A 21,271-nucleotide genomic window follows, 5' to 3' on the forward strand; every position below is an offset into this window, starting at 1 on the left:
AGGGGTTGATTGCAACGGGTGAAACCGAACTGCGGTCAAGCTTCAGCTCAATGCGCCTTGGGAATACCGAACTGATCCAGAACCGGGTCGACGTTGTGGTCGAAGGCCTTCTGCGCCTTGTGTTTCTTGACCGCCTCGATGATGGCCGAGATGCCGAAGCCCAGGCTCATGGCGGCGTCGGCGATCCAGCCAACCACCGGAATCGATGCGCCGATGGCCGCCCCGGCTGCCATGCCAGCGGCTTCGCCTGCCACCATCCCGGCGACCCGGCCACCGACCTTGGCCGCGACCTCGCCCAGCCCCGCACGACCGGCGGATTTGGCTACCGAGTCGTAGACCTTTTTGGCGTCGGAGAGGCCGTCCCTGGTGGTGTCATAGATGTCTTTGGCCTGGGCGGTCTTGCTCTTGCCGGAGGTCTGTTTCGCGTCGTTGATCTCGCTGGCCTGGCGCTCGAACGAGCTCTGCACCCGGCCTTGCAGATCAGGCCGGTTGGCCAGCACCTGATCGACACTCGGAATGTTGGCGTTGTCACCGAACAGATCCCGCTGCATCTGCAACTGCGCCGACAGGCCGCCCACCGCATTGCGATAATCAGGGTTGTTTTTGTCCTTGCCCTTGGCTTTTTCCGCCGCCTTGTCGGCAGTGGCCATGTCAGTTGCCAGCGCCTGGCCGCTGTTGACCTTCTGCATCTGTTCGGTCACGGCCTTTTGCAGCGACGGGGTGCTGCCCACCAGCGCCCGTGACTGTTGCGGCACCTGCTGCGCGAGAAACGCCTGCACATCGGGGTCGGCCTGCAACTGGGCGATTTTTTCCGAGAGCGCGTCTTCGGTCTTGCCGGTCTTGCGCAGGTCGGCGCCAGCGACCACGCTTTGCTGGGTCTGCTGCAGCTTGACCATCACCGCGGCCTTCTGCTCGCCGCTGTAGGCCGAAGGGTTGTCGAAGACGTCCTTGTTCAATTTGCTGATGTCGACGTCGGCCACTGAGTTGAGGGTCGCGGCGTCACTGAGCATGCTGGCGAACTCGCCGCCATTGGTCGGCGCCTGTTTCTTGATCCAGTCGCTGATGTTGCCTGCGTTGAACAACTTGTCCGGGCTGTGGGCCGCAAGCGCCCGACCTTCCAGGCCGCCCTGGTCGATCTGGGTCAGAAAGCCTGGTTGCGACCAGGTCTTGGCTGCCTGCTTGAGCGGCCCGGCCAGGCCCGGGTTGTCGTTCTGAATGGCCTTGAGCCCGTCGGCGCTGGTCAGGCCGTCGACCTTGGTCTTGTCTTCCGCGCCCAGCGCGTGTTTCGGGTCGGCGGCCTTGGTCAGCGGCTCGTTGGCACGCATCAGGGCGGCGCTGCGCACCATTTCCAGGGATTGCGGGTCGGCGTCCGGATGGTCCTTCTGGTAGTTGGCCATGTCTTTGTCGGCGCTGTCGGCGGCCTTCTGCATGTTCTTGGCGAAGGCCTTGAGGTCGCCGTCGGTGATCTTGCCGTCGGCCTTGCCCCCGTGTTTGCCGGTGTCCACGGCGGTTTTCAGCGCCGGGTTGGCGTTGATGAAGTCCATGGCCTTGGCCGCGTCCGGGCCCTTTTCCGCGGCCATGCGCGCGGCGGCGATGGGTCGGTTGAGTTCCTTGGCGGCCTGCTCGCGCTGCTCCGGCGGTAGATTGGCGACCATGGGGGCCCAGCGTTCGAGTTCCTTGGGGGATGAATATTTGGAGTCGTCGAGGAAGCTGGCCTCGTTGGTTTTCGCTGAGTCGACGGGCTGGCGGGTGTCTGGCTGGGGGGTGGTTGGGGTTTTGTCGACGGTGCCGGGTTTGTTTGCGGCTGTGGGGTTTTGCGTTTGGCTGTTGCCTTTGAGCAGCTGGATCAGCAGGGACAGCAGTTGTTTTTCGGGTGATTGGGTGGTGCCGGGGTGTTGTGTGGGGGCGGCGCCGAACTGGATAGTGGGGTTGCTGGCTGGGCACAACAGTCGTTGCGCGGTGTTGGGTTGCAGGGGGTTCTGGAGCGAATCGCCATTGTCGGGTTGCGGTGCGATACCACTGAACGGGCTGTTGGAAATGCGCATGGGGGGTCGCCATTGGAAGGTGAGGATGACGACTGTGTGGCTGGAGATGGCGGTCAGTTCCAGAGAATGTTTCTTTTTGTTTCGTTTTTGCGATGGTGCGTCGATCCTGTTGTGTCTGGCTTTTTTGCGGTGACGCTGATGAGGCTGGCTCAAGATCAAAAGCGTTAGCCAGAACACGAAGCCAGCGTCACCACAATCAACGAGACTCACTCAATACAAGCACCAACAACCTCAAACGGATGTACCGAACCCTCAAAAGATCTGTTTCAAAACCACAACACCATCCGTGCAGATCCGCCAATCTTGCCTATCGTGTTGTAATCCACACGAAACAGGAGCAAGGCCATGGGTATCGAGCAACTCTTCGCGGATCTGGGCAGTCTTCCGAGCATTCCCAAAGTGGCTCAGGACCTGATTCAACAATTCGACAACCCCTCGTCGAATCTGGAAAGCATCGCGCGCAACATTCAGAAGGATCCGGTCATCTCGGCCAAGATCCTGCGCCTGGCCAACTCCGCGCGCTTTCGCGGCGCGCGGGAGTCTTCAAGCATCGAAGACGCGGCCATGCGCCTGGGCTTCAACACCCTGCGCACCCTGGTGCTGGCCTCGGCCGTCACCGGCGCCTTCAAGGCCAGCCCCAGCTTCGACCTCAAGGGCTTCTGGCTGGAGAGCTTCCGGGTGGCCGGCATCTGCCGCCTGCTGGCCAAGCAATCCGGGGCAGACGCCGAAATCGCCTTCACTTGCGGGGTGATGCACAACATCGGCGAACTGCTGATCCAGACCGGCGCCAGCAGCGTCGCCGAGCGCATCAACGCTGCGACCAAGACTGGCGCTACCAGCCGCGCGGCGCTGGAAACCCTGCAGCTGGGCTTCGGCTATCCGGAAGTCGGCGCCGAACTGGCCCGTCGCTGGCAGTTGCCCGCGGTGATCCAACAGGCTATCGCCTATCAGGCCCGCCCCATGCAAGCCCCTGGCGACGCGACTCAGGCGCGGATCGTCGCCCAGGCGTTGACGATTTCCGAGGCCCTGGAAAACCATGGCGGCGCCACCCCTGAAGCGCAACAGGCCACCGATGGCCCGCTGATGGAGGGTATTGATCTGAATGCCCTGTTCGCCGCGCTGCCTGCGGTGCTTGAGGCCGACAAGGCCTTTGCCGAATTGTTGAACTGACGACCAAAACGGCACCTGCCATCTCGTAGTGGCTCGGCTGGCCAACCGCAGCGATTGCGTTGCCAGCCTGTGCTACTGCGCGTCGGCCAGTGCATCGATATGCCGATATTCGGCGCTCAATTGACGAGCCAGCTCAAGCGCCCTACCCAGCCGGATCGGCCCGCGTTCGATGTCGATCAACAGGCTCGGGCATCCGAAACCCTCGACTTGCCGGACCTCCTTGACCCGTCCATCGGTCAGGATCACCACCCGCTGTGACTCCCCCGGATTGCGCTTGCGGCGTTTGGCCAGCCACTCACCGGCCTGGGCGATCGCCTCGAACAAGGGCGTCCCGCCTCCTGCGCCCAGGGCATCAAGCCAAGGCTGTAACGCCGCTCCCGCCTTCAACCCTTGCTGCTGCCAACGGGCGCTGCGACCGCTGGCCGTGAGCAAGGCCAGCCGAGCGCGCTGGCGGTAGGCATCATCGAACAACTGCGCAAGCAGACCCTTGGCGTCACTGAGGGCCTGATGGCGGCGGGTCGAAGCCGAAGCGTCGACAATCACCAGCCACAGGGTCTGCGCGCGGCGACTACGTGGTTGGTGGATCAGATCGGCGCGGGTTTGCGGACGGCCTCGCAGCAAGGTCGGTACCCAAGCGATCGCACCTTCGACGCCTCGGCGCGCGGCACCGCGCTTGCCACCGTCAAGCCTGCCGGGCCGGGGGCTGGCATCCGCCCCCGTGGCGTTACGAGGGCGGATGCCTAGGGCTTTTTTGGCCAGCTGGGCACTTCGCGGCGAGCACCGGTGGCGACAGGTTGCGCCGGCATTTCACCCCAGTGGCCCTCGCCTTGCTTCGGCGATTGTTCGGGCGATGGGCTCGGGCTGTCCTGACTCGACGCCGCAGGCTGCTGCGATGGCGGCGCTTCGCGGCGACGGTGGCGCAAGGCAAATTCCGCCACTGCCTCGATGTCTTCATCGGCAATCACCGGCGCACCGCGCCATGCCGCGTGGGCGCGGGCGGCGCGCAGCCACACCAGGTCCGCGCGCAGGCCATCGACACCGGCGGCGAAGCAGCGCTCGGTGATCTTGCTCAGGCTTGCGTCATCCAGTTCGATCCCGGCCAGCAAACCGCGGGCCGTCTCGCAACGGGTCTTCAGCGCCTGCTGCTGCGCTGCCCACTGCTGGCAGAAGTCTTCAGGTGCGGCATCGAAATCCAGCCGCCGGCGAATGATCTGCCCGCGCTGCTCGGGCGGGGTATGACCACTGAGCGCTACGTTCAGGCCAAAGCGGTCGAGCAATTGCGGCCGCAGCTCGCCCTCTTCCGGGTTCATAGTGCCTATCAAGACGAAACGTGTTGGATGCGTGTGGGAAATGCCGTCACGTTCCACCAGATTGACCCCGCTGGCGGCGACGTCCAGCAGCAGGTCGACCAGATGATCCGGCAGCAGATTGACTTCATCAACGTACAACACGCCACCGTCGGCCTTGGCCAGCACACCCGGCGAAAAGCTCGCCCGGCCCTCGCCCAGTGCGGCGTCCAGATCCAGCGTGCCGACCAGCCGTTCCTCGGTGGCGCCCAACGGCAGCGTCACGAACTGCCCGCTGGCCAAGAGATCAGCAAGACCGCGCGCCAGCGTCGACTTGGCCATGCCGCGCGGCCCCTCGATCAGCACACCGCCGATCTTCGGATCGATGGCGGTCAGGCACAGCGCCAGCTTCAGCTCATCGGCGCCCACCACGGCGGCCAGCGGGAAATGTGGGGTGTGGGTCATGGCAACTCAGTTCTCTTCTATATCCAGCAACAGATTCTCCAGCGCCTGACGGTATTCGCCCGGCTCCTGCCACAAACCGCGCTGCTGGGCTTCGAGCATACGCTCGGTCATGTCGCGCAAGGCGTCGGGATTATGCTGCTGCATGAATTCACGGGTGGATTCATCGAGCAGGTATGCATCCGCCAGCAAAGCATACTGATGATCGTCGATCAGTTCGGTGGTGGCGTCGAACGCGAAGAGAAAATCCACGGTCGCAGCCATTTCGAACGCGCCTTTGTAGCCATGGCGCTTGACCCCTTCGATCCATTTCGGGTTGGCTGCCCGCGAGCGCACCACCCGATTGAGCTCTTCCTTGAGTGTGCGAATCTTCGGCAGATCAGGCTGGCTGTGGTCACCGTGATAACTGGCAACCGCCTCGCGGCTCAGGCTTTCGGCCGCTGCCAGCATGCCGCCCTGGAACTGGTAGTAGTCGTTGGAATCGAGCAGGTCGTGCTCGCGGTTGTCCTGGTTCTGCACCACGGCCTGGACCTGGCTCAGGCGCCGGGCAAAATCATGCCGAGCGGGCGTGCCTTCGTCTGCTGCGCCATAGGCATAGCCGCCCCAGTTCAGGTAGACCTCGGCCAAGTCCTCGCGGGACTGCCACAGGCGGCCGTCGATGGCGTTCTGCACACCGGCGCCGTATGCCCCCGGCTTGGCGCCGAAGATCCGCCAGCCCGCCTGCTTCGCCGCCTGCTCGGTGCTGAGGCCGTCACGCTCAAGCTGTTCGCGCTCTTGGCGGACCCGGGCGGCCAGCGGGTTCATGTCGTCGGGCTCGTCCAGCGCGGCCACCGCTTGCACGGCGGCGTCGAACAAACGGATCAGGTTGGCGAAGGCGTCGCGGAAGAACCCGGAAACCCGCAGTGTCACGTCCACACGAGGTCGGTCGAGCAGGCTCAGGGGCAGGATCTCGAAATCATCGACCCGCTGGCTGCCCGTGGCCCACACCGGGCGCACGCCCATCAGCGCCATGGCCTGGGCGATGTCGTCGCCGCCAGTGCGCATGGTCGCAGTGCCCCAGACCGACAGGCCGAGCTGACGCAGGTAATCGCCATGGTCCTGCAGGTGTCGTTCCAGCAACAGGTTGGCCGACTGAAAGCCGATGCGCCAGGCGGTCATGGTCGGCAGGTTGCGCACGTCCACCGAGAAGAAATTGCGCCCGGTCGGCAGCACGTCCAGCCGCCCGCGGCTCGGTGCGCCACTGGGCCCGGCAGGCACGAAGCGGCCACTCAACGCGTCGAGCAGACCGCCCATTTCGGCCGGGCCGCAGTGATCCAGACGCGTCGCTACAACTTCTTTCAACGCTTTAATTACAGCTCTCAAATCATTGTTTTCAATCGTATTTACATCGAATTCATCAGCAAGAACTTGCTGGATCAGCAGCGCCGCATACAGCTCCAGGCGTTCGCGGGTATCACCCACCGTACGCCATGGATCAGCGCTCACCTCAAGTAACTTCTGAGGTTTGGCTCCCGCCCAGGGCTCACCCAGATCGCAGTCCAGCGGGTCGAAACCCAGCTCCAGCGCATTGCTCAAGGCGCGTAGCAGGCTGGCCTGCGCACCGCGGCCGTCGCCACGCGGCACCCGCAGAATCGCCAGCAGCGTGTCGATGCGCAATCGGCCCTGAGGCGACTCACCAAAGACATGCAAACCATCGCGAATCTGCGACTCCTTCAGATCACACAGATAGGTGTCCAGACGCGGCAGCCAGATCGCCGCATCGGCTTCGCCATCGAGCCCTTCATCCAGCGCCAATTCGCGGTCGATATGGGTTTCGCGTACCAGACGCAGAATGTCCTTTTGCAGCTCGCGGGCGCGCCGTGGGTCGAGCAGTTGCGCCTCATAGTACTCGTCCGCCAGCAATTCCAGATTGCGCAGCGGCCCGTAGGTCTCGGCGCGGGTCAGGGGCGGCATCAGGTGGTCGATGATCACCGCCTGGGTGCGACGCTTGGCCTGGGCGCCCTCGCCCGGGTCATTGACGATAAACGGATAGATGTTGGGTAACGGGCCGAGAATCGCATCCGGCCAGCACTGCTCGGAAAGGCCCACACCCTTGCCCGGCAGCCATTCCAGATTGCCGTGCTTGCCAACGTGAATCACAGCGTGGGCGCCGTAGGTCTTGCGCAGCCAGAAATAGAACGCCAGATAGCCATGGGGCGGCACCAGGTCCGGATCGTGGTACACGGCGCTGTGATCGACGTTGTAGCCACGGGCCGGCTGAATGCCGACGAACGTCAGGCCAAAGCGCAGCCCGGCGATCATCATGCGCCCGTGGCGGCACATCGGATCGTGCTGCGGTGCGCCCCAGCGCTCCATGACAGCCAGGCGATTGGTTTCAGGCAAGGCGTCGAACGCTGCCAGGTATTCGTCCATCGCCATGCTTTGCTGGCAGGGGCGCTGATCGAGGCTGTCGGGGTCATTGGTCACGCCGCCGAGCAGTGCCTGAATCAGCGCAGTGCCGTTTTCCGGCAGGTCCTGAACCGGGTAGCCCTCAGCCTGCATGGCCTTGAGGATATTCAGCGCCGCCGCCGGGGTATCCAGCCCCACGCCATTGCCTATACGCCCGTCGCGGGTCGGGTAGTTGGCCAGAATCAGCGCCACGCGCTTGTCGGCATTGGCCGTGCGCGCCAGCAGGACCCAGCGCCGGGCCAGCTCGGCGACGAAATCCATGCGCTCCGGTTGCGCGCGGTAACAGACCACGTCGGACTGACTGCGCTCGCTGCGCCAGGCCAGGTCCTTGAAGCTGATCGGCCGGCTGATGATGCGCCCGTCAAGTTCGGGCAGCGCGATGTGCATTGCCAGATCCCGCGAGCCGAGCCCCTGCTCGCTTTGCTGCCAGGCCGGTTCGTTGTCCTGGGCGCAGATGGCCTGGACCACCGGCACATTTAGACGAAACGGTCTTAAATGCGGCGCTTCCGGGCTGGACTGGGCAAACCCGGTGGTGTTGAGGATGACTTCGCAATCGACCTCGTCCAGCCAGTTCTGCACCGCTTCCAGACACGCGGGCTCCTTGAGGCTCGCCACGGCAATCGGCAACGGGTTCAGGCCCTGAGCCTGCAAGCACTGGCAGAACACATCGATGAAACCGGTATTGGCCGCCTGCAGGTGCGAGCGGTAGAACAGCACGGCGGCGACCGGCTGATCGGCTTGCCAGTCGGCTTGCCAGTCCGCCAGCGCGGCGTTGCTTTTCTGTGGGTGATAGATTGCCGTGCGCGGCAGGGTCTGTGGCTCGTCCCAGCGGTAGTCGCGGCCAAGCCAACGGTTGGCCAGGCAGTTGAACAGCTGCAGGGCGTTGTGCTTGCCGCCCTGGCGCAGGTAATGCCAGAGCCGTTCGCGATCTTCGGGTGATTCAGTGCTCAGGTCGCTGAGTTCTGGGTCGGGACGGTCATCGCCGGGGACCAGGATCAGCTTTATGCCTCTGCCGGCCAGCTCCACCAGCCGCTCGACGCCGTAGCGCCAGTAGCCGATGCCGCCGTGCAGGGAAATCAGGATGACCTTGGCGTGACGCAGCACCTCGTCGACGTACAGGTCGACCGAGGCGTGGTTCTGCACCTGCATCGGGTTGGCCAGACGCAGGCTCGGGTAGTCGTCCGGCAGCTGCTGGGCGGTCTCGGCCAGCAGCGCCAGGTGTGAATCGCCACTGCACAGGATCACCAGATCGGCCGGGGTCTGTCCCAGATCGGCGATGCTGTCATCGGGGACAAAGCCACCGGGCTGGGTGCGCAGCAGGTGCATGGATCAGCCCTGAATGGCGGCGCGCAGCTGAGCTTCGATGGCGGCAGCGTCGAGGTCCTGACCGATCAGCACCATGTGGCTGACGCGCTCCTCGTCGGCCTTCCAGGCGCGGTCGAAATGTTTGTCGAAGCGCGTGCCCACACCCTGCACCAGCAGGCGCATCGGTTTGCCGGGAATCGCCGCGAAGCCTTTGACCCGCAGGATGCCGTGCTGGATCACTGCCTGAGTCAGCGCATCGAGCAGCAGTGCTTCGTCGGCCTGGGGCAGCGAGATAGAGATGGAATCGAACGCGTCGTGATCGTGGTCGTCATGGTCGTCGCCTTCGTGGTGATCGTGGTGGGTCTTGCGGCCATCGATATGCAGCTCGGACTCTGCGCCCAGGCCCAGCAGCACGTTGATCGGCAGTTGGCCCTTGCTGGCTTCGATGATTTTCACTGCAGGCGGCAGTTCTTCGGCGACTTCGGCACGCACGGCGGCCAGCGCCTGGGCGTCGAGCATGTCGGCCTTGTTCAGGACCACCAGGTCAGCACTGGCCAGCTGATCAGCGAACAGCTCGTGCAGCGGGGATTCGTGGTCCAAATTCGGGTCGAGTTTGCGCTGGGCGTCGACCTGATCGGGGAAGGCGGCGAAGGTGCCCGCCACCACTGCCGGGCTGTCGACAACGGTGATCACCGCATCGACCGTGCAGGCGTTGCGGATTTCCGGCCACTGGAAGGCTTGCACCAAGGGTTTTGGCAGGGCCAGGCCCGAGGTTTCGATGAGGATGTGGTCCAGATCGCCGCGACGGGCGACCAGTTCCTGCATCACCGGGAAGAATTCTTCCTGCACGGTGCAGCACAGGCAGCCGTTGGCCAATTCATAGACGCGGCCATTGGCTTCTTCTTCGGTGCAGCCGATGGTGCACTGCTTGAGGATTTCGCCGTCGATGCCCAGCTCGCCGAACTCGTTGACGATCACCGCGATCCGGCGGCCTTCGGCGTTGTCGAGCATGTGGCGCAGCAGCGTGGTCTTGCCCGAGCCCAGAAAGCCGGTGACGATGGTGACGGGAAGTTTGGCCAGTGTTTTCATCGGATGCCCTATCGAATGCTCTGCGGCGTTGCGGCGGGCAAACAGGACGAGAACCGCGCGCCCCATGCTGTACGCAGGCCCGCCGTTGGATTCGCCACCGGATCACCCCGCCCGGTTGTAAAGAGAATGCATGGACGTGACGTCCGTTCGAGGCAGGTCTCCTGGCTCACGGTGGCTCGCGGCGTGGATCAGCCGACGAGCGTTCATCGCGCCTTCCCGCGGGTGCAGTGGCTGTGCAATGAACCTGTCCGTTTACAGTTGCGGGGGCAGCTGTGGCATCGAACCACATTCCCTTCTTAGCACCGCTGCCGGGTCGACAGGCAGATCGGTGAACCTCAAGTGCGCAAGGCTACGCAGTGGCTGAAAGAAGGTCAACGCAGAAACGGCGTGTTGCGCGATGCGAGATTCGGCCTGGCTTTTTTGTGGGAGTGAGCTTGCTCACGAAAGCGATCACCTAGCCCCACTATTTATGACGCCTGTCAAAGCCCTTTCGTGAGCAAGCTCACTCCCACATTGACCTCTGCCAGCCGCAGGACCACGTTGTCCGATTGACTGCCGCCCCGCCCCATGCTCTCCTACACACCTTGTTACGGGTGCCCTTCACAGGGTGAAACGGGAAACCGGTGCGTACAGGCCACAAGGCTTGTGCAAGTCCGGCGCTGCCCCCGCAACGGTAAGCGAGCGAAGAGTCAGATCCACTGTGTCGGTCAGCGATATGGGAAGGCGATTCTTGCAGGCTTGGTGCTGTTAATCAGCCCGATGCCCCTCGCAAGCCCGGAGACCGGCCCGACAACGTTCACATAACAGACCCGCGGTGGGCGGGTGCAGTTGAGTTCGCCACTGACGTCCTGTCAGCGGCGCGCCTTTGCGCCTTCCCGTCCGCTGACACTTTCAGAGGGAAGCGCCATGTCGATCAGCACGACCAACCAGACCAGCAGCCAAACCGCAAGCCAAGCCACCACGCAAAGCCAGCGCCTGACCGCCGCCGTCAGCGCGATGATCCTGGGCGCCTGCCTGGTCTACTTCGCCGGCTTCTCGCACATCGACGCCGTGCACAACGCTGCCCACGACACCCGTCACAGCTCTGCCTTCCCTTGCCACTGAGACCTGCCGCCATGTTCAAGCGTATCGCTCAAACGGCCGGTTTCACTGGCCTGCTCGCAGCCCTGCTGCTGACCCTGGTGCAAAGTTTCTGGGTCGCGCCGCTGATCCTGCAGGCCGAAACCTATGAGAAAGCCGAGCCTGCCGTGCACGTGCATGAACACGCAGAAGGCGCCATGGCCGGTCACGTGCACGACGAAGAAGCCTGGGAGCCGGAAGACGGCTGGCAGCGCGTGCTCTCCACCACCGGCGGCAATCTGGTGGTCGCGGTCGGTTTCGCCCTGATGCTGGCAGCGCTGTATACCCTGCGCACACCTTCGAGCACGGCTCAAGGCGCGCTCTGGGGCCTGGCCGGGTTTGCCGTGTTCGTGCTGGCGCCGACCCTGGGCCTGCCGCCTGAGCTGCCGGGCACTGCCGCCGCCGACCTGACCCAACGGCAGATCTGGTGGATCGGCACTGCGGCGTCCACTGCTGTGGGCCTGGCGCTGATCGTGTTCGCCCATCACTGGCTGCTCAAGGTGCTGGGCGCGGCGATTCTGGTCGTGCCCCACGTCGTCGGCGCGCCACAGCCGCTGGTGCATTCGGCACTGGCCCCTGAAGCGCTGGAAGCCCAGTTCAAGATCGCATCGCTGCTGACCAACGCCGTGTTCTGGGTGGCGATGGGCCTGATCAGCGCCTGGCTGTTCCGCCGTGACCAGGCGCCCTCGGCGCAGGCCGGCCTGAACCACGCTGTATGAGTGAAGCCGGTCAGCGGCCGGTCCTGGTGATCGGCCTGGGTTGCCAGCGCGGGTGTCCGGCGCTGGTGCTGCGGGGGTTGATCGAAGTCACGCTGGTCGAACACCGCCTGGCGTTTTCAGACATCACCGCGCTGGCCTCCATCGACAGCAAGTCGTCGGAGGCCGGCCTCGCGGAACTGGCGCAGCAACTGGGCTTGCCCTTGCACTTTTTCAGCGCCGGACAACTGCTCGCCTATGAAGACAGGCTGAGCCATCGCTCGCAGATTTCCTTCGATCACACCGGCTGTTATGGCGTGGCGGAAAGCGCGGCGCTGGCGATGGCCTCGCACCTGTCAGGCCGCCCCGGCAAATTGTTGATCCCGCGCCGCAAGAGTTCCCGCGCCACCGTCGCAATGGCGGGCAGCCTTTGTTTGCCTATGGAGACCCCATGACTGTTTATTTCATCGGCGCAGGCCCGGGTGATCCGGATCTGATCACGGTCAAGGGCCAGCGATTGATCCGCAACTGCCCGGTGATCATCTATGCCGGATCGCTGGTGCCTGAAGCGGTTCTGCAAGGCCACAGAGCGGCCCAGGTGACCAACAGTGCCGAATTGCACCTGGACCAGATCATCGCCTTGATGAAATCTGCTCATGCAAACGGCCAGGATGTCGCCCGCGTGCACTCCGGCGACCCGAGCCTGTATGGCGCCATCGGCGAGCAGATTCGCTGCCTGCGCGAGCTGGATATTCCCTTCGAAATCATCCCCGGTGTGACCGCGACAGCCGCCTGCGCCGCCTTGCTGGGCAGCGAGCTGACCCTGCCGGACATCTCCCAGAGCGTGATCCTGACCCGCTATGGCGACAAGACCGCCATGCCCGAAGGCGAAGCGCTGGGCGACCTGGCGCAGCACAGGGCGACCATGGCGATTCATCTGGGGGTGAACAACCTCGGCAAGATCGTCGCCGAACTCACGCCCCACTACGGCGCAGACTGCCCGATCGCCGTGGTCCACCGCGCCAGCTGGCCGGATCAGGATTGGGTCAGTGGCACGCTGGCGGATATCGAACAGAAGGTGCAGGCCAAGGGTTTTCGGCGCACGGCGTTGATTCTGGTGGGCCGGGTGCTGGGCAATGAAGTGTTCAGCGAGTCGTCCCTGTACCGCGCGGGCCACGCTCACGTTTTCAGGCCCTGAACCCATCCTTTGTGGGAGCCGGCTTGCTGGCGAATGCGATATGTCATTCACCGTTGCAGTGTCTGAACCGCCGCATTCGCCAGCAAGCCGGCTCCCACAGGGATCGCGAACAACCACAATGGCCAGCGTGCCCCATAAAATAAAAAGCCCCGAACCAGTCGGGGCTTTTTGTGGAAGGCAAATCGCTTAGTAGTAAGCGTTTTCCTTCTGCGTATGGTCGGTCACGTCACGTACGCCGGACAGCTCCGGAATACGCTCGAGCAGGGTGCGCTCGATGCCTTCCTTGAGCGTCACGTCGGCCTGGCCGCAGCCTTGGCAGCCGCCGCCGAATTGCAGGACGGCGATGTTCTTGTCGTCTTCCTCGACCACGTCGATCAGCGTCACCTGGCCGCCATGGCTCGCCAGACCCGGGTTGATCTCGGTCTGCAGGTAGTAGTTGATGCGCTCGTTGATCGGGCTGTCGGCGTTGACCATCGGCACCTTGGCGTTCGGCGCCTTGATGGTCAGCTGGCCGCCCATGCGGTCGGTGGCGTAGTCGACCACGGCGTCGTCCAGGAAGGCCTCGCTGAAGGAGTCGATCCAGGCCGTGAAGCTCTTGAGGCCAATCGCCTTGTCTTCCGGTTTTTCTTCGCCGGGCTTGCAGTAGGCAATGCAGGTTTCAGCGTATTGGGTGCCAGGCTGGGTAATAAACACGCGGATGCCGATGCCGGGCGTGTTCTGCTTTTGCAGCAGATCGGCCAGGTAATCGTGGGCGGCATCGGTAATGGTAATAGCGGTCATGAAAATTCCTCGCAGACGTGGGGCGCAGTCTACGCCATTCCACGTCAACTGACAAAGCCCTACTATTTTGCTCAGGTAATACGAATGAGAATACGCCTCAGGAAAGCGCCGCGTCCTTGAGCGCCCGGCGCCCATCCAGCCAGCCCTTCATGCGCCGGTACAGGCCCTTCTCGATCCACTCGTAACTGAGCCAGGCGCCCAGCGCGATCACCGGAACGCAAACGGCAAAGGCCAGATACGGGTCGAGCCCGAAGCGCTCGCTGGCCAGCCAGCCGCCGTACAGCACCAGCACATGCAGCAGGTACACCGAGTACGAGCAGTCGCCCATGGCCTTGAGCACGCGGTTGCCACGCAGATAGGGCTCCAGGGAAATGCACGCTACCACAATCACCGCGCTGGGCAGGCCCCAGTTGACGATGCGCAGGTCCGGCGGCAGCTGCTTGATGGTCACCAGCGCCCCGCCGATGGCCAGCAGCGGCAGCCACAGGCGCTCGGTGATCCAGCCGCGACGGTAGGCGATACCGATCCCGATGCCCAGCAGGAACTCGTAGACGATGTCGTTGGCGTAGAACCGGCTGATCAGCCCGGAGCGCCCCAGCACATCGGTCACGGCGAACAGCGCAGCGGCGACGATCAACGGGCGCAGGCGCTGCTGGAACAGGAACACCATGGAAAACAGCACGTAGAACAGCATCTCGTAGTTCAGCGTCCAGCCGACGTTGAGGGTCGGGTACAGGCCATAGCCACCGGGGTTTTCCGAGGGAATGAACAGCAGCGAGAGAATGAAGCTCTGCCAGTCCACCACCTGATGCGGCAACAACGGGTGGGCGACCACCACCAGCAGGCCCATGACCAGGGTGTAGAGCCAGTAGGCGGGCACGATGCGAATGATGCGATTGAGCATAAAGCGGCTGGCAGGAATGTCCTTGTCCACCGTGGAGAGGTAGATCACCAGGCCGCTGATGACGAAGAAGATGTCGACGCCCACGGCGCCTTTTTCAGTGAAGAACCGGCCGATGGGGCCTGAGGGGTGAAAGTCGAAAAAAATCTGCATGAAGTGGTGACACACAACGACCCACGCGGCGAGCGCCCGCAGGGCCTGAACCGAAATCAACATCTGCAACCTCTGATCTGTATTGGGTTGGCCCGGGTTCAGCGACCGAAAAACGGCGCGACGCCAGGGACGACTCACAGGGTCGGACGGACAGGTTGGCAAAAGGTTCGCGGGGACTGACGGGCTGCATAATGGCTGCAGGCCATGTTTTATAAGGCTTTTCCGGTTTCGCGCCGCACTTGCGGGCCACCTCGAATTTCGGCTTGAACGCAAAAAACTGTGGGAGCCGGCTTGCTGGCTCCCACAAGAAAAGATGAGGCGACCTAGAGGTTCTCGTACCGATTCATGTCCAACACCCCCGCCTCCTGCGGCTCGGTCTCCTGAATGTAGCGGTTCAGGTCATGGAAATAGGTCCAGAACAACGGATGGCTGCGGCGCACGCCCCAGCGTTCGACGATCTTCTCAAAGGCTTCCTTGTGGTCGTGGGCCTTTTCCATTGCGTCGACGAAGGCGTTCACTTCATTGGCCGGGATGTTGAAGATGAAGTTCGGGTAGCTGCTCAGCACGCCCGGATAGATCGTCAAATTGTCCAGCCCCGGCTGGTAGCGGTACGCCTCGCCCAGCAGGAACGCCACGTTACTGTGGGCGCGGTTGCGCAGCATGCTGTAGACGATGCGTTTGCCGCTGCCGTCCTGAATCCGCAGCATGGTCGCTTCCGGCAGCTGATTGATGACTTTCAGCCCCGCCGCCGGGCGGGCCACCAGACGGCTCAGCGACTGCTCGACATCGCTGAACACCGGGCCAATCCCCGGCCGCGAGCAGTAGGCGCCCGCGCAGCGGTTGATCGGGTCAGGCGCCACGTTGAGGGTCCCGGCGCGCTCGATCAGCTTGCGTTCGAAGTCGCGCTTGGGGTCTTTCTCGTCGAGTTTCATACCGGTCGGCGTGTCGTCGTCGATGGCCTGATAATCCAGCCACATCTTCACCTTGCCGCTGTTCTGGTACCAGCTGCCGAGGATGTCGTCGCGCTTGTCGGCCGGCATCAGGCGCAGGAAGTTGACCTCGGCGCCATTGCGGATCAGGTCGAAGTACAGGCGCGTCTGCACCTGATGGGAGACGTTGCCGTAGACGTCGAAGTTGACCACCAACTGGTAATAGGTGCGTTCCAGCAGCGGGTAGTCGAACAGCCAGACGGTGGTCGGCAGATCGCCGATCAGGCCCTTGTTCACCGTGGCGCTGTCGAAGTGGCGGAAGATGGTCAGCAGCGCGTTGTCGTTGCCCGCCCACAACGTCGCCCAGCCCGGCGGCGGCATGTGCGCGTAGGCGTCGCTGCGCAGGTCTTCGTAGGCATTACGCTTGTCACGGTAGTTGTGCCACAGGCTCAGCACGCTGCCGACATCGTCGTCCTGGCCCGGCATGGCCAGCAGCGGCGTGGCCTTGGCGCGGTACGCGGCATCGGTGATGTAGCGGTCGTGGGCCGGTTCCTGGAACAGTGCCCAGAAGTGGTCGCGGATCACGTCAGTGGCGATCTGGCCGCGGCACACCGGCCCGCGGATGAAGGTGCGCACGAAGTATTCGGCGTTATCCAGCATGAACTGGTAACGGGCCACCGCCGGGATTTCCTTGAAGGTGTCGAATGGGTTGGCGCGACGCTGCGGGCCATAGCCTGGCAGCGAAGTGGCGTGCCAGTTGCCGCTGTAGAACAGCTGCTTGACCCGTTCCAGCTTCTGCGGCCCCATCGGGTAGGTGATGTGGGTCTTGTGCACGATCACGCCCTGCACCGGCATCAGGCGGTAATAAAAGGTGGTGCCCGGATCGTCATCGGGGCGGCGGGTGGCGATCAGGTCCACCGGCTGGCCGCTGGGCGTGCGCGAACGCACCCACTGGAAGAAATGCCCCTGCTGGCCGTCGGCGAAATAGATGTGCGCCAGGAACAGGTGCTCGTACAGCCAGCGCGCAACCAGCGCTTCGGTGGAGCCCGGGCGGTTGAACAGGTTCTCCCATTCGGTGATCTGCGCGGCTTCCACGGCGTTGGGCTGCACCGGCGTCTGTTCCACCGGCGCACCGGCGGCCAGCCAGGTTTGCAGGGTGTTGTACTGGGCGTCGGTCAGCCCCGTGACCGCCAGCGGCATGCCCTGCCCCGGATGGGACTTGGCGTAGCCTTCGAACTCCTCCGGCAGCGGGCACATGTTCTCGCGATTGAGCCCCAGCACGATGTCGTCAGGCAGCTTGGCATTGGGCACCAGCGGCGCGCTGTGGCCGAATTCGAGCATCTTGGCCATCAGCGCGGCCTGATTGCTCTGGCCGTCGAGCACCGAGTAGAAGCCTTTCTTGCGCCACGCTTCAGGGCCCTGGGCGTCGTAGAAAATGCGCGACGGCGCGATCGCCTTGCTGCGCTCGCCCTGATACACCGGCACCTTGGAGGCTCCGCGCAACGCACCCTCGCCGCTGCCCAGATTGAGCTGGCAGGCCGCATCGTTGCAGGCATGGCAGGCCACGCACTTCTCGGTGAAGATCGGCTGGATGTCGCGGCTGTAGGAAATGGCGGGATGAGGCACGGAAGACTGCGCAAGGGGCTGCGCGAACGCTGCACCGCAGAAGAACAGAGCCAGAGTCATGGCGAACAAGCGATGCAACATGGAACGAACGTCCTGAAAAATGAAAATCCGGAGGGGATTCTACCTGTGGCGAGCAGCCATCAACATGAGCAGAATTCATGAAAAACCTGCGACGGTTTAAAAGCGTACAGGTTTGCTATTATTTCGCACCTTTCAGCGTCATCTTTTCTTGTACTTCTATGCTCGGATATCCCTATGTCAGATCGCAACGCGCGTCTTAAAGCACTTCAGCAGGCCCTTAAAGAGCGCATCCTGATTCTGGACGGCGGCATGGGCACCATGATCCAGAGCTTTCGCCTGGAAGAAGAAGACTACCGCGGCAAGCGCTTCGCCGACTGGCCCAGCGACGTCAAGGGCAACAACGACCTGCTGGTGCTGACCCGCCCGGACGTGATCGGTGCGATCGAAAAGGAATACCTGGACGCCGGCGCCGACATTCTCGAAACCAACACCTTCAACGCCACCCAGGTGTCCCAGGCCGACTACGGCATGGAGGAACTGGTCTATGAGCTGAACGTGGAAGGCGCGCGCCTGGCCCGTCAGGTGGCCGACGCCAAGACCCTGGAAACCCCGGACCGTCCGCGCTTCGTTGCCGGCGTGCTGGGCCCGACCAGCCGCACCTGCTCGCTGTCGCCGGACGTCAACAACCCCGGCTACCGCAACGTCACCTTCGACGAACTGGTGGAGAACTACACCGAGGCCACCAAAGGCCTGATCGAAGGCGGTGCGGACATGATCCTCATCGAAACCATCTTCGACACCCTGAACGCCAAGGCAGCGATCTTCGCCGTGCAAGGCGTGTTCGAGGAAATCGGTTTCGAATTGCCCATCATGATTTCCGGCACCATCACCGACGCCTCCGGCCGCACCCTGTCCGGCCAGACCACCGAAGCGTTCTGGAACTCGGTGCGTCACGCCAAACCGATCTCCGTGGGCCTGAACTGCGCCCTGGGCGCCAGCGACCTGCGTCCGTACCTGGAAGAGCTGTCGAACAAGGCCGACACCCATGTGTCCGCGCACCCGAATGCCGGCCTGCCGAACGAGTTCGGTGAGTACGACGAAACCCCGGCCGAAATGGCGGCGGTGGTCGAAGAATTCGCCCAGAGCGGCTTCCTCAATATCGTCGGCGGCTGCTGCGGCACCACCCCGGCGCACATCAAGGCCATCGCCCAGGCGGTGAGCAAGTATGCGCCGCGGGCGATTCCCGAGATCCCGAAAGCCTGCCGCCTCTCGGGCCTGGAACCGTTCACCATCGATCGCCAGTCGTTGTTCGTCAACGTCGGCGAGCGCACCAACATCACCGGTTCCGCCCGTTTCGCCCGCCTGATCCGTGAAGACAACTACACCGAAGCGCTGGAAGTCGCCCTGCAGCAGGTCGAAGCCGGTGCCCAGGTGATCGACATCAACATGGACGAGGGCATGCTCGACTCGAAGAAGGCGATGATCACCTTCCTCAACCTGATCGCCGGCGAGCCGGACATCTCCCGCGTGCCGATCATGATCGACTCCTCCAAGTGGGAGGTGATCGAGGCGGGCCTGAAGTGCATTCAGGGCAAGGGCATCGTCAACTCGATCAGCATGAAAGAAGGCGTCGAGCAGTTCATCCACCACGCCAAACTGTGCAAGCGCTATGGCGCGGCGGTGGTGGTCATGGCCTTCGACGAAGCCGGCCAGGCCGACACCGAAGCGCGCAAGAAGGAAATCTGCAAACGCTCCTATGACATTCTGGTCAACGAAGTGGGCTTCCCGCCGGAAGACATCATCTTCGACCCGAACATCTTCGCCATCGCCACCGGTATCGAAGAGCACGACAACTACGCCGTGGACTTCATCAATGCCTGCGCCTACATCCGTGACAAGCTGCCCTACGCGCTGACCTCGGGCGGCGTGTCCAACGTGTCGTTCTCGTTCCGCGGCAACAACCCGGTGCGCGAAGCGATCCACTCGGTGTTCCTGCTGCACGCAATCCGCAACGGCCTGACCATGGGTATCGTCAACGCCGGCCAACTGGAGATCTACGACGAGATCCCGGTCAAGCTGCGCGACGCCGTGGAAGACGTGGTGCTCAACCGCACCGACGACGGCACCGAGGTGCTGCTGGCCATCGCCGACGAGTTCAAGGGCGACGGCTCGGTCAAGGAAGCGGAAACCGAAGAGTGGCGCAACTGGGAGGTCAACGAGCGCCTCAAGCACGCGCTGGTCAAGGGCATCACCACCCACATCGTCGAAGACACCGAGGCCTCGCGCCTGACCTTCGCCCGCCCCATCGAAGTCATCGAAGGCCCGCTGATGGCCGGCATGAACGTGGTCGGCGACCTGTTCGGCTCGGGCAAGATGTTCCTACCGCAAGTGGTCAAGTCCGCCCGCGTGATGAAACAGGCAGTGGCGCACCTGATCCCGTTTATCGAAGCGGAAAAAGGCGACAAGCCGGAAGCCAAGGGCAAGATCCTCATGGCCACGGTCAAGGGCGACGTGCACGACATCGGCAAGAACATCGTCGGCGTGGTGCTGGGCTGTAACGGCTACGACATCGTCGACCTGGGCGTGATGGTGCCTGCGGAGAAGATCCTGCAGGTGGCCAAGGAAGAAAAGTGCGACATCATCGGCCTGTCCGGCCTGATCACCCCGTCGCTGGACGAGATGGTTCACGTCGCCCGCGAAATGCAACGGCAGAACTTCAACCTGCCGCTGATGATCGGCGGCGCCACCACCTCCAAGGCGCACACGGCGGTGAAGATCGAGCCCAAGTACAGCAACGACGCGGTGGTCTACGTGACCGACGCCTCCCGCGCCGTGGGCGTGGCGACGCAGTTGCTGTCCAAGGAGCTCAAAGCCGGTTTCATCGAGAAGACCCGCGCCGAATACGTCGAAGTGCGTGAGCGCACCTCGGCCCGCAGCGCCCGCACCGAGCGCCTGAGCTACAGCGCGGCGATCGCCAAGAAGCCGCAGTTCGACTGGGCCGAGTACCAGCCGGTCAAGCCGACCTTCACCGGGGTCAAGGTGCTGGAAGACATCGACCTGAACGTGCTGGTGGATTACATCGACTGGACGCCGTTCTTCATTTCCTGGGACCTGGCCGGCAAGTACCCGCGCATCCTCACCGACGAAGTGGTGGGTGAAGCGGCGACTTCGCTGTTCAAGGACGCTCAGGAACTGCTGCGCAAGCTGATCGACGAGAAGCTGATCCGCAGCCGCGCAGTGTTCGGCTTCTGGCCGGCCAACCAGGTCGACCACGACGACATCCAGCTGCTCGACGACCACGGCCAGCCTTTGGCGAAGCTGCACCACCTGCGCCAGCAGATCATCAAGACCGACGGCAAGCCGAACTTCTCCCTGGCCGACTTCGTCGCGCCCGCTGGCAGCGGCGTGACCGACTACGTGGGCGGTTTCATCACCACCGCCGGCATCGGTGCCGAGGAAGTGGCCAAGGCCTATCAGGACAAGGGCGACGACTACAACGCGATCATGGTCAAGGCCCTGGCCGACCGTCTGGCCGAAGCCTGCGCCGAATGGCTGCACCAGGAAGTGCGCAAGACCCATTGGGGCTACGCTCGCGACGAGCAGTTGGACAACGAAGACCTGATCAAGGAAAAGTACGTCGGCATCCGCCCTGCCCCCGGCTACCCGGCCTGCCCGGACCACACCGAGAAAGGTGTGCTGTTCGACCTGCTGGACCCGGCCTCCGGCGAAGGCAAACCCGGCATCAGCGGCGTGTTCCTCACCGAGCACTACGCGATGTTCCCGGCGGCAGCGGTCAGCGGCTGGTACTTCGCCCACCCGCAGGCGCAGTACTTTGCCGTGGGCAAGGTCGACAAGGACCAGGTCGAAAGCTACAACGCCCGCAAGGGCCAGGAAATGCGCGTGACCGAACGCTGGCTGGCGCCGAACCTGGGGTATGACGAGTAAATAGGAGAACCTGTCGCACGCGCTCTCGCTTATGTGGGAGCCGGCTTGCTTGCGAATACGGTGGATCAATCACCTACAAGGTGTCTGACCCTGCGCATT

General features: G+C 63.4%; 14 protein-coding genes and 2 riboswitches. Of the genes, 6 read left to right on the forward strand and 8 right to left on the reverse strand.

Translation table 11 applies throughout. The features are described from left to right. Positions 1-47: 47 nt before the first annotated feature. The gene (locus AC1MEK_RS00520; RefSeq protein WP_480394299.1) at positions 48-2,045 is read right to left on the reverse strand and encodes a type III effector HrpK domain-containing protein; all 1,998 of its coding nucleotides are present in this window, start codon (positions 2,043-2,045) and stop codon (positions 48-50) included. A gap of 345 nt (positions 2,046-2,390) precedes the next feature. Between AC1MEK_RS00520 and AC1MEK_RS00525 the strand changes: the two genes are divergently transcribed. Then, positions 2,391-3,215, forward strand: coding sequence for an HDOD domain-containing protein (locus AC1MEK_RS00525; RefSeq protein WP_480394300.1), 825 nt, complete (start codon positions 2,391-2,393; stop codon positions 3,213-3,215). Between the two features lie 72 nt (positions 3,216-3,287). On the opposite strand, the gene AC1MEK_RS00530 is transcribed toward AC1MEK_RS00525, so the two are convergent. From AC1MEK_RS00530 to cobW, 4 genes are read right to left on the reverse strand one after another with little or no spacing between them, the layout of a single operon-like run. Then, complete coding sequence (locus AC1MEK_RS00530; protein WP_480394764.1) at positions 3,288-3,974, reverse strand: vWA domain-containing protein; 687 nt, start codon at positions 3,972-3,974, stop codon at positions 3,288-3,290. Continuing rightward, the gene (locus tag AC1MEK_RS00535) at positions 3,956-4,966 is read right to left on the reverse strand and encodes a magnesium chelatase ATPase subunit I (RefSeq protein WP_480394301.1); all 1,011 of its coding nucleotides are present in this window, start codon (positions 4,964-4,966) and stop codon (positions 3,956-3,958) included. Before AC1MEK_RS00535 ends, AC1MEK_RS00530 begins: the two co-directional genes overlap by 19 nt. A gap of 6 nt (positions 4,967-4,972) precedes the next feature. Further along, complete coding sequence (cobN, locus tag AC1MEK_RS00540) at positions 4,973-8,737, reverse strand: cobaltochelatase subunit CobN (protein ID WP_480394302.1); 3,765 nt, start codon at positions 8,735-8,737, stop codon at positions 4,973-4,975. A 3-nt stretch (positions 8,738-8,740) separates the two neighbouring features. Then, positions 8,741-9,805, reverse strand: coding sequence for a cobalamin biosynthesis protein CobW (gene cobW / locus AC1MEK_RS00545; RefSeq protein WP_480394303.1), 1,065 nt, complete (start codon positions 9,803-9,805; stop codon positions 8,741-8,743). A gap of 134 nt (positions 9,806-9,939) precedes the next feature. Continuing rightward, positions 9,940-10,158: riboswitch (cobalamin riboswitch) on the reverse strand. 221 nt (positions 10,159-10,379) lie between these two features. Beyond that, positions 10,380-10,609, forward strand: a riboswitch (cobalamin riboswitch). A 102-nt stretch (positions 10,610-10,711) separates the two neighbouring features. On the opposite strand from cobW, the gene AC1MEK_RS00550 reads away from it, so the two are divergent. From AC1MEK_RS00550 to cobM, 4 genes are read left to right on the forward strand one after another with little or no spacing between them, the layout of a single operon-like run. Further along, positions 10,712-10,909, forward strand: a complete 198-nt coding sequence (locus tag AC1MEK_RS00550; protein WP_480394304.1) for a CbtB domain-containing protein — start codon at positions 10,712-10,714, stop codon at positions 10,907-10,909. A gap of 11 nt (positions 10,910-10,920) precedes the next feature. Next, positions 10,921-11,643: a CbtA family protein gene (locus AC1MEK_RS00555; protein WP_480394305.1), complete on the forward strand. Its 723-nt coding sequence runs from the start codon at positions 10,921-10,923 to the stop codon at positions 11,641-11,643. After that, positions 11,640-12,074: a cobalamin biosynthesis protein gene (locus tag AC1MEK_RS00560; RefSeq protein ID WP_480394306.1), complete on the forward strand. Its 435-nt coding sequence runs from the start codon at positions 11,640-11,642 to the stop codon at positions 12,072-12,074. Before AC1MEK_RS00555 ends, AC1MEK_RS00560 begins: the two co-directional genes overlap by 4 nt. Further along, positions 12,071-12,817: a precorrin-4 C(11)-methyltransferase gene (gene cobM, locus AC1MEK_RS00565; protein WP_480394307.1), complete on the forward strand. Its 747-nt coding sequence runs from the start codon at positions 12,071-12,073 to the stop codon at positions 12,815-12,817. Before AC1MEK_RS00560 ends, cobM begins: the two co-directional genes overlap by 4 nt. A 186-nt stretch (positions 12,818-13,003) precedes the next feature. Here the strand turns inward: cobM and nfuA are convergent, their stop codons facing one another. From nfuA to AC1MEK_RS00580, 3 genes are all read right to left on the reverse strand, one after another. Next, complete coding sequence (gene nfuA, locus AC1MEK_RS00570) at positions 13,004-13,597, reverse strand: Fe-S biogenesis protein NfuA (RefSeq protein WP_480394308.1); 594 nt, start codon at positions 13,595-13,597, stop codon at positions 13,004-13,006. A gap of 97 nt (positions 13,598-13,694) precedes the next feature. Then, on the reverse strand, positions 13,695-14,714 hold the full coding sequence (locus AC1MEK_RS00575) for an acyltransferase family protein (protein WP_480394309.1): 1,020 nt from the start codon (positions 14,712-14,714) through the stop codon (positions 13,695-13,697). Between the two features lie 260 nt (positions 14,715-14,974). Beyond that, positions 14,975-17,287, reverse strand: a complete 2,313-nt coding sequence (locus AC1MEK_RS00580) for a fatty acid cis/trans isomerase (protein WP_480394310.1) — start codon at positions 17,285-17,287, stop codon at positions 14,975-14,977. 174 nt (positions 17,288-17,461) lie between these two features. Between AC1MEK_RS00580 and metH the strand changes: the two genes are divergently transcribed. Continuing rightward, positions 17,462-21,172: a methionine synthase gene (metH, locus tag AC1MEK_RS00585; RefSeq protein WP_480394311.1), complete on the forward strand. Its 3,711-nt coding sequence runs from the start codon at positions 17,462-17,464 to the stop codon at positions 21,170-21,172. Positions 21,173-21,271: the final 99 nt, after the last annotated feature.

It is taken from the genome of Pseudomonas sp. 2, assembly GCF_056627435.1.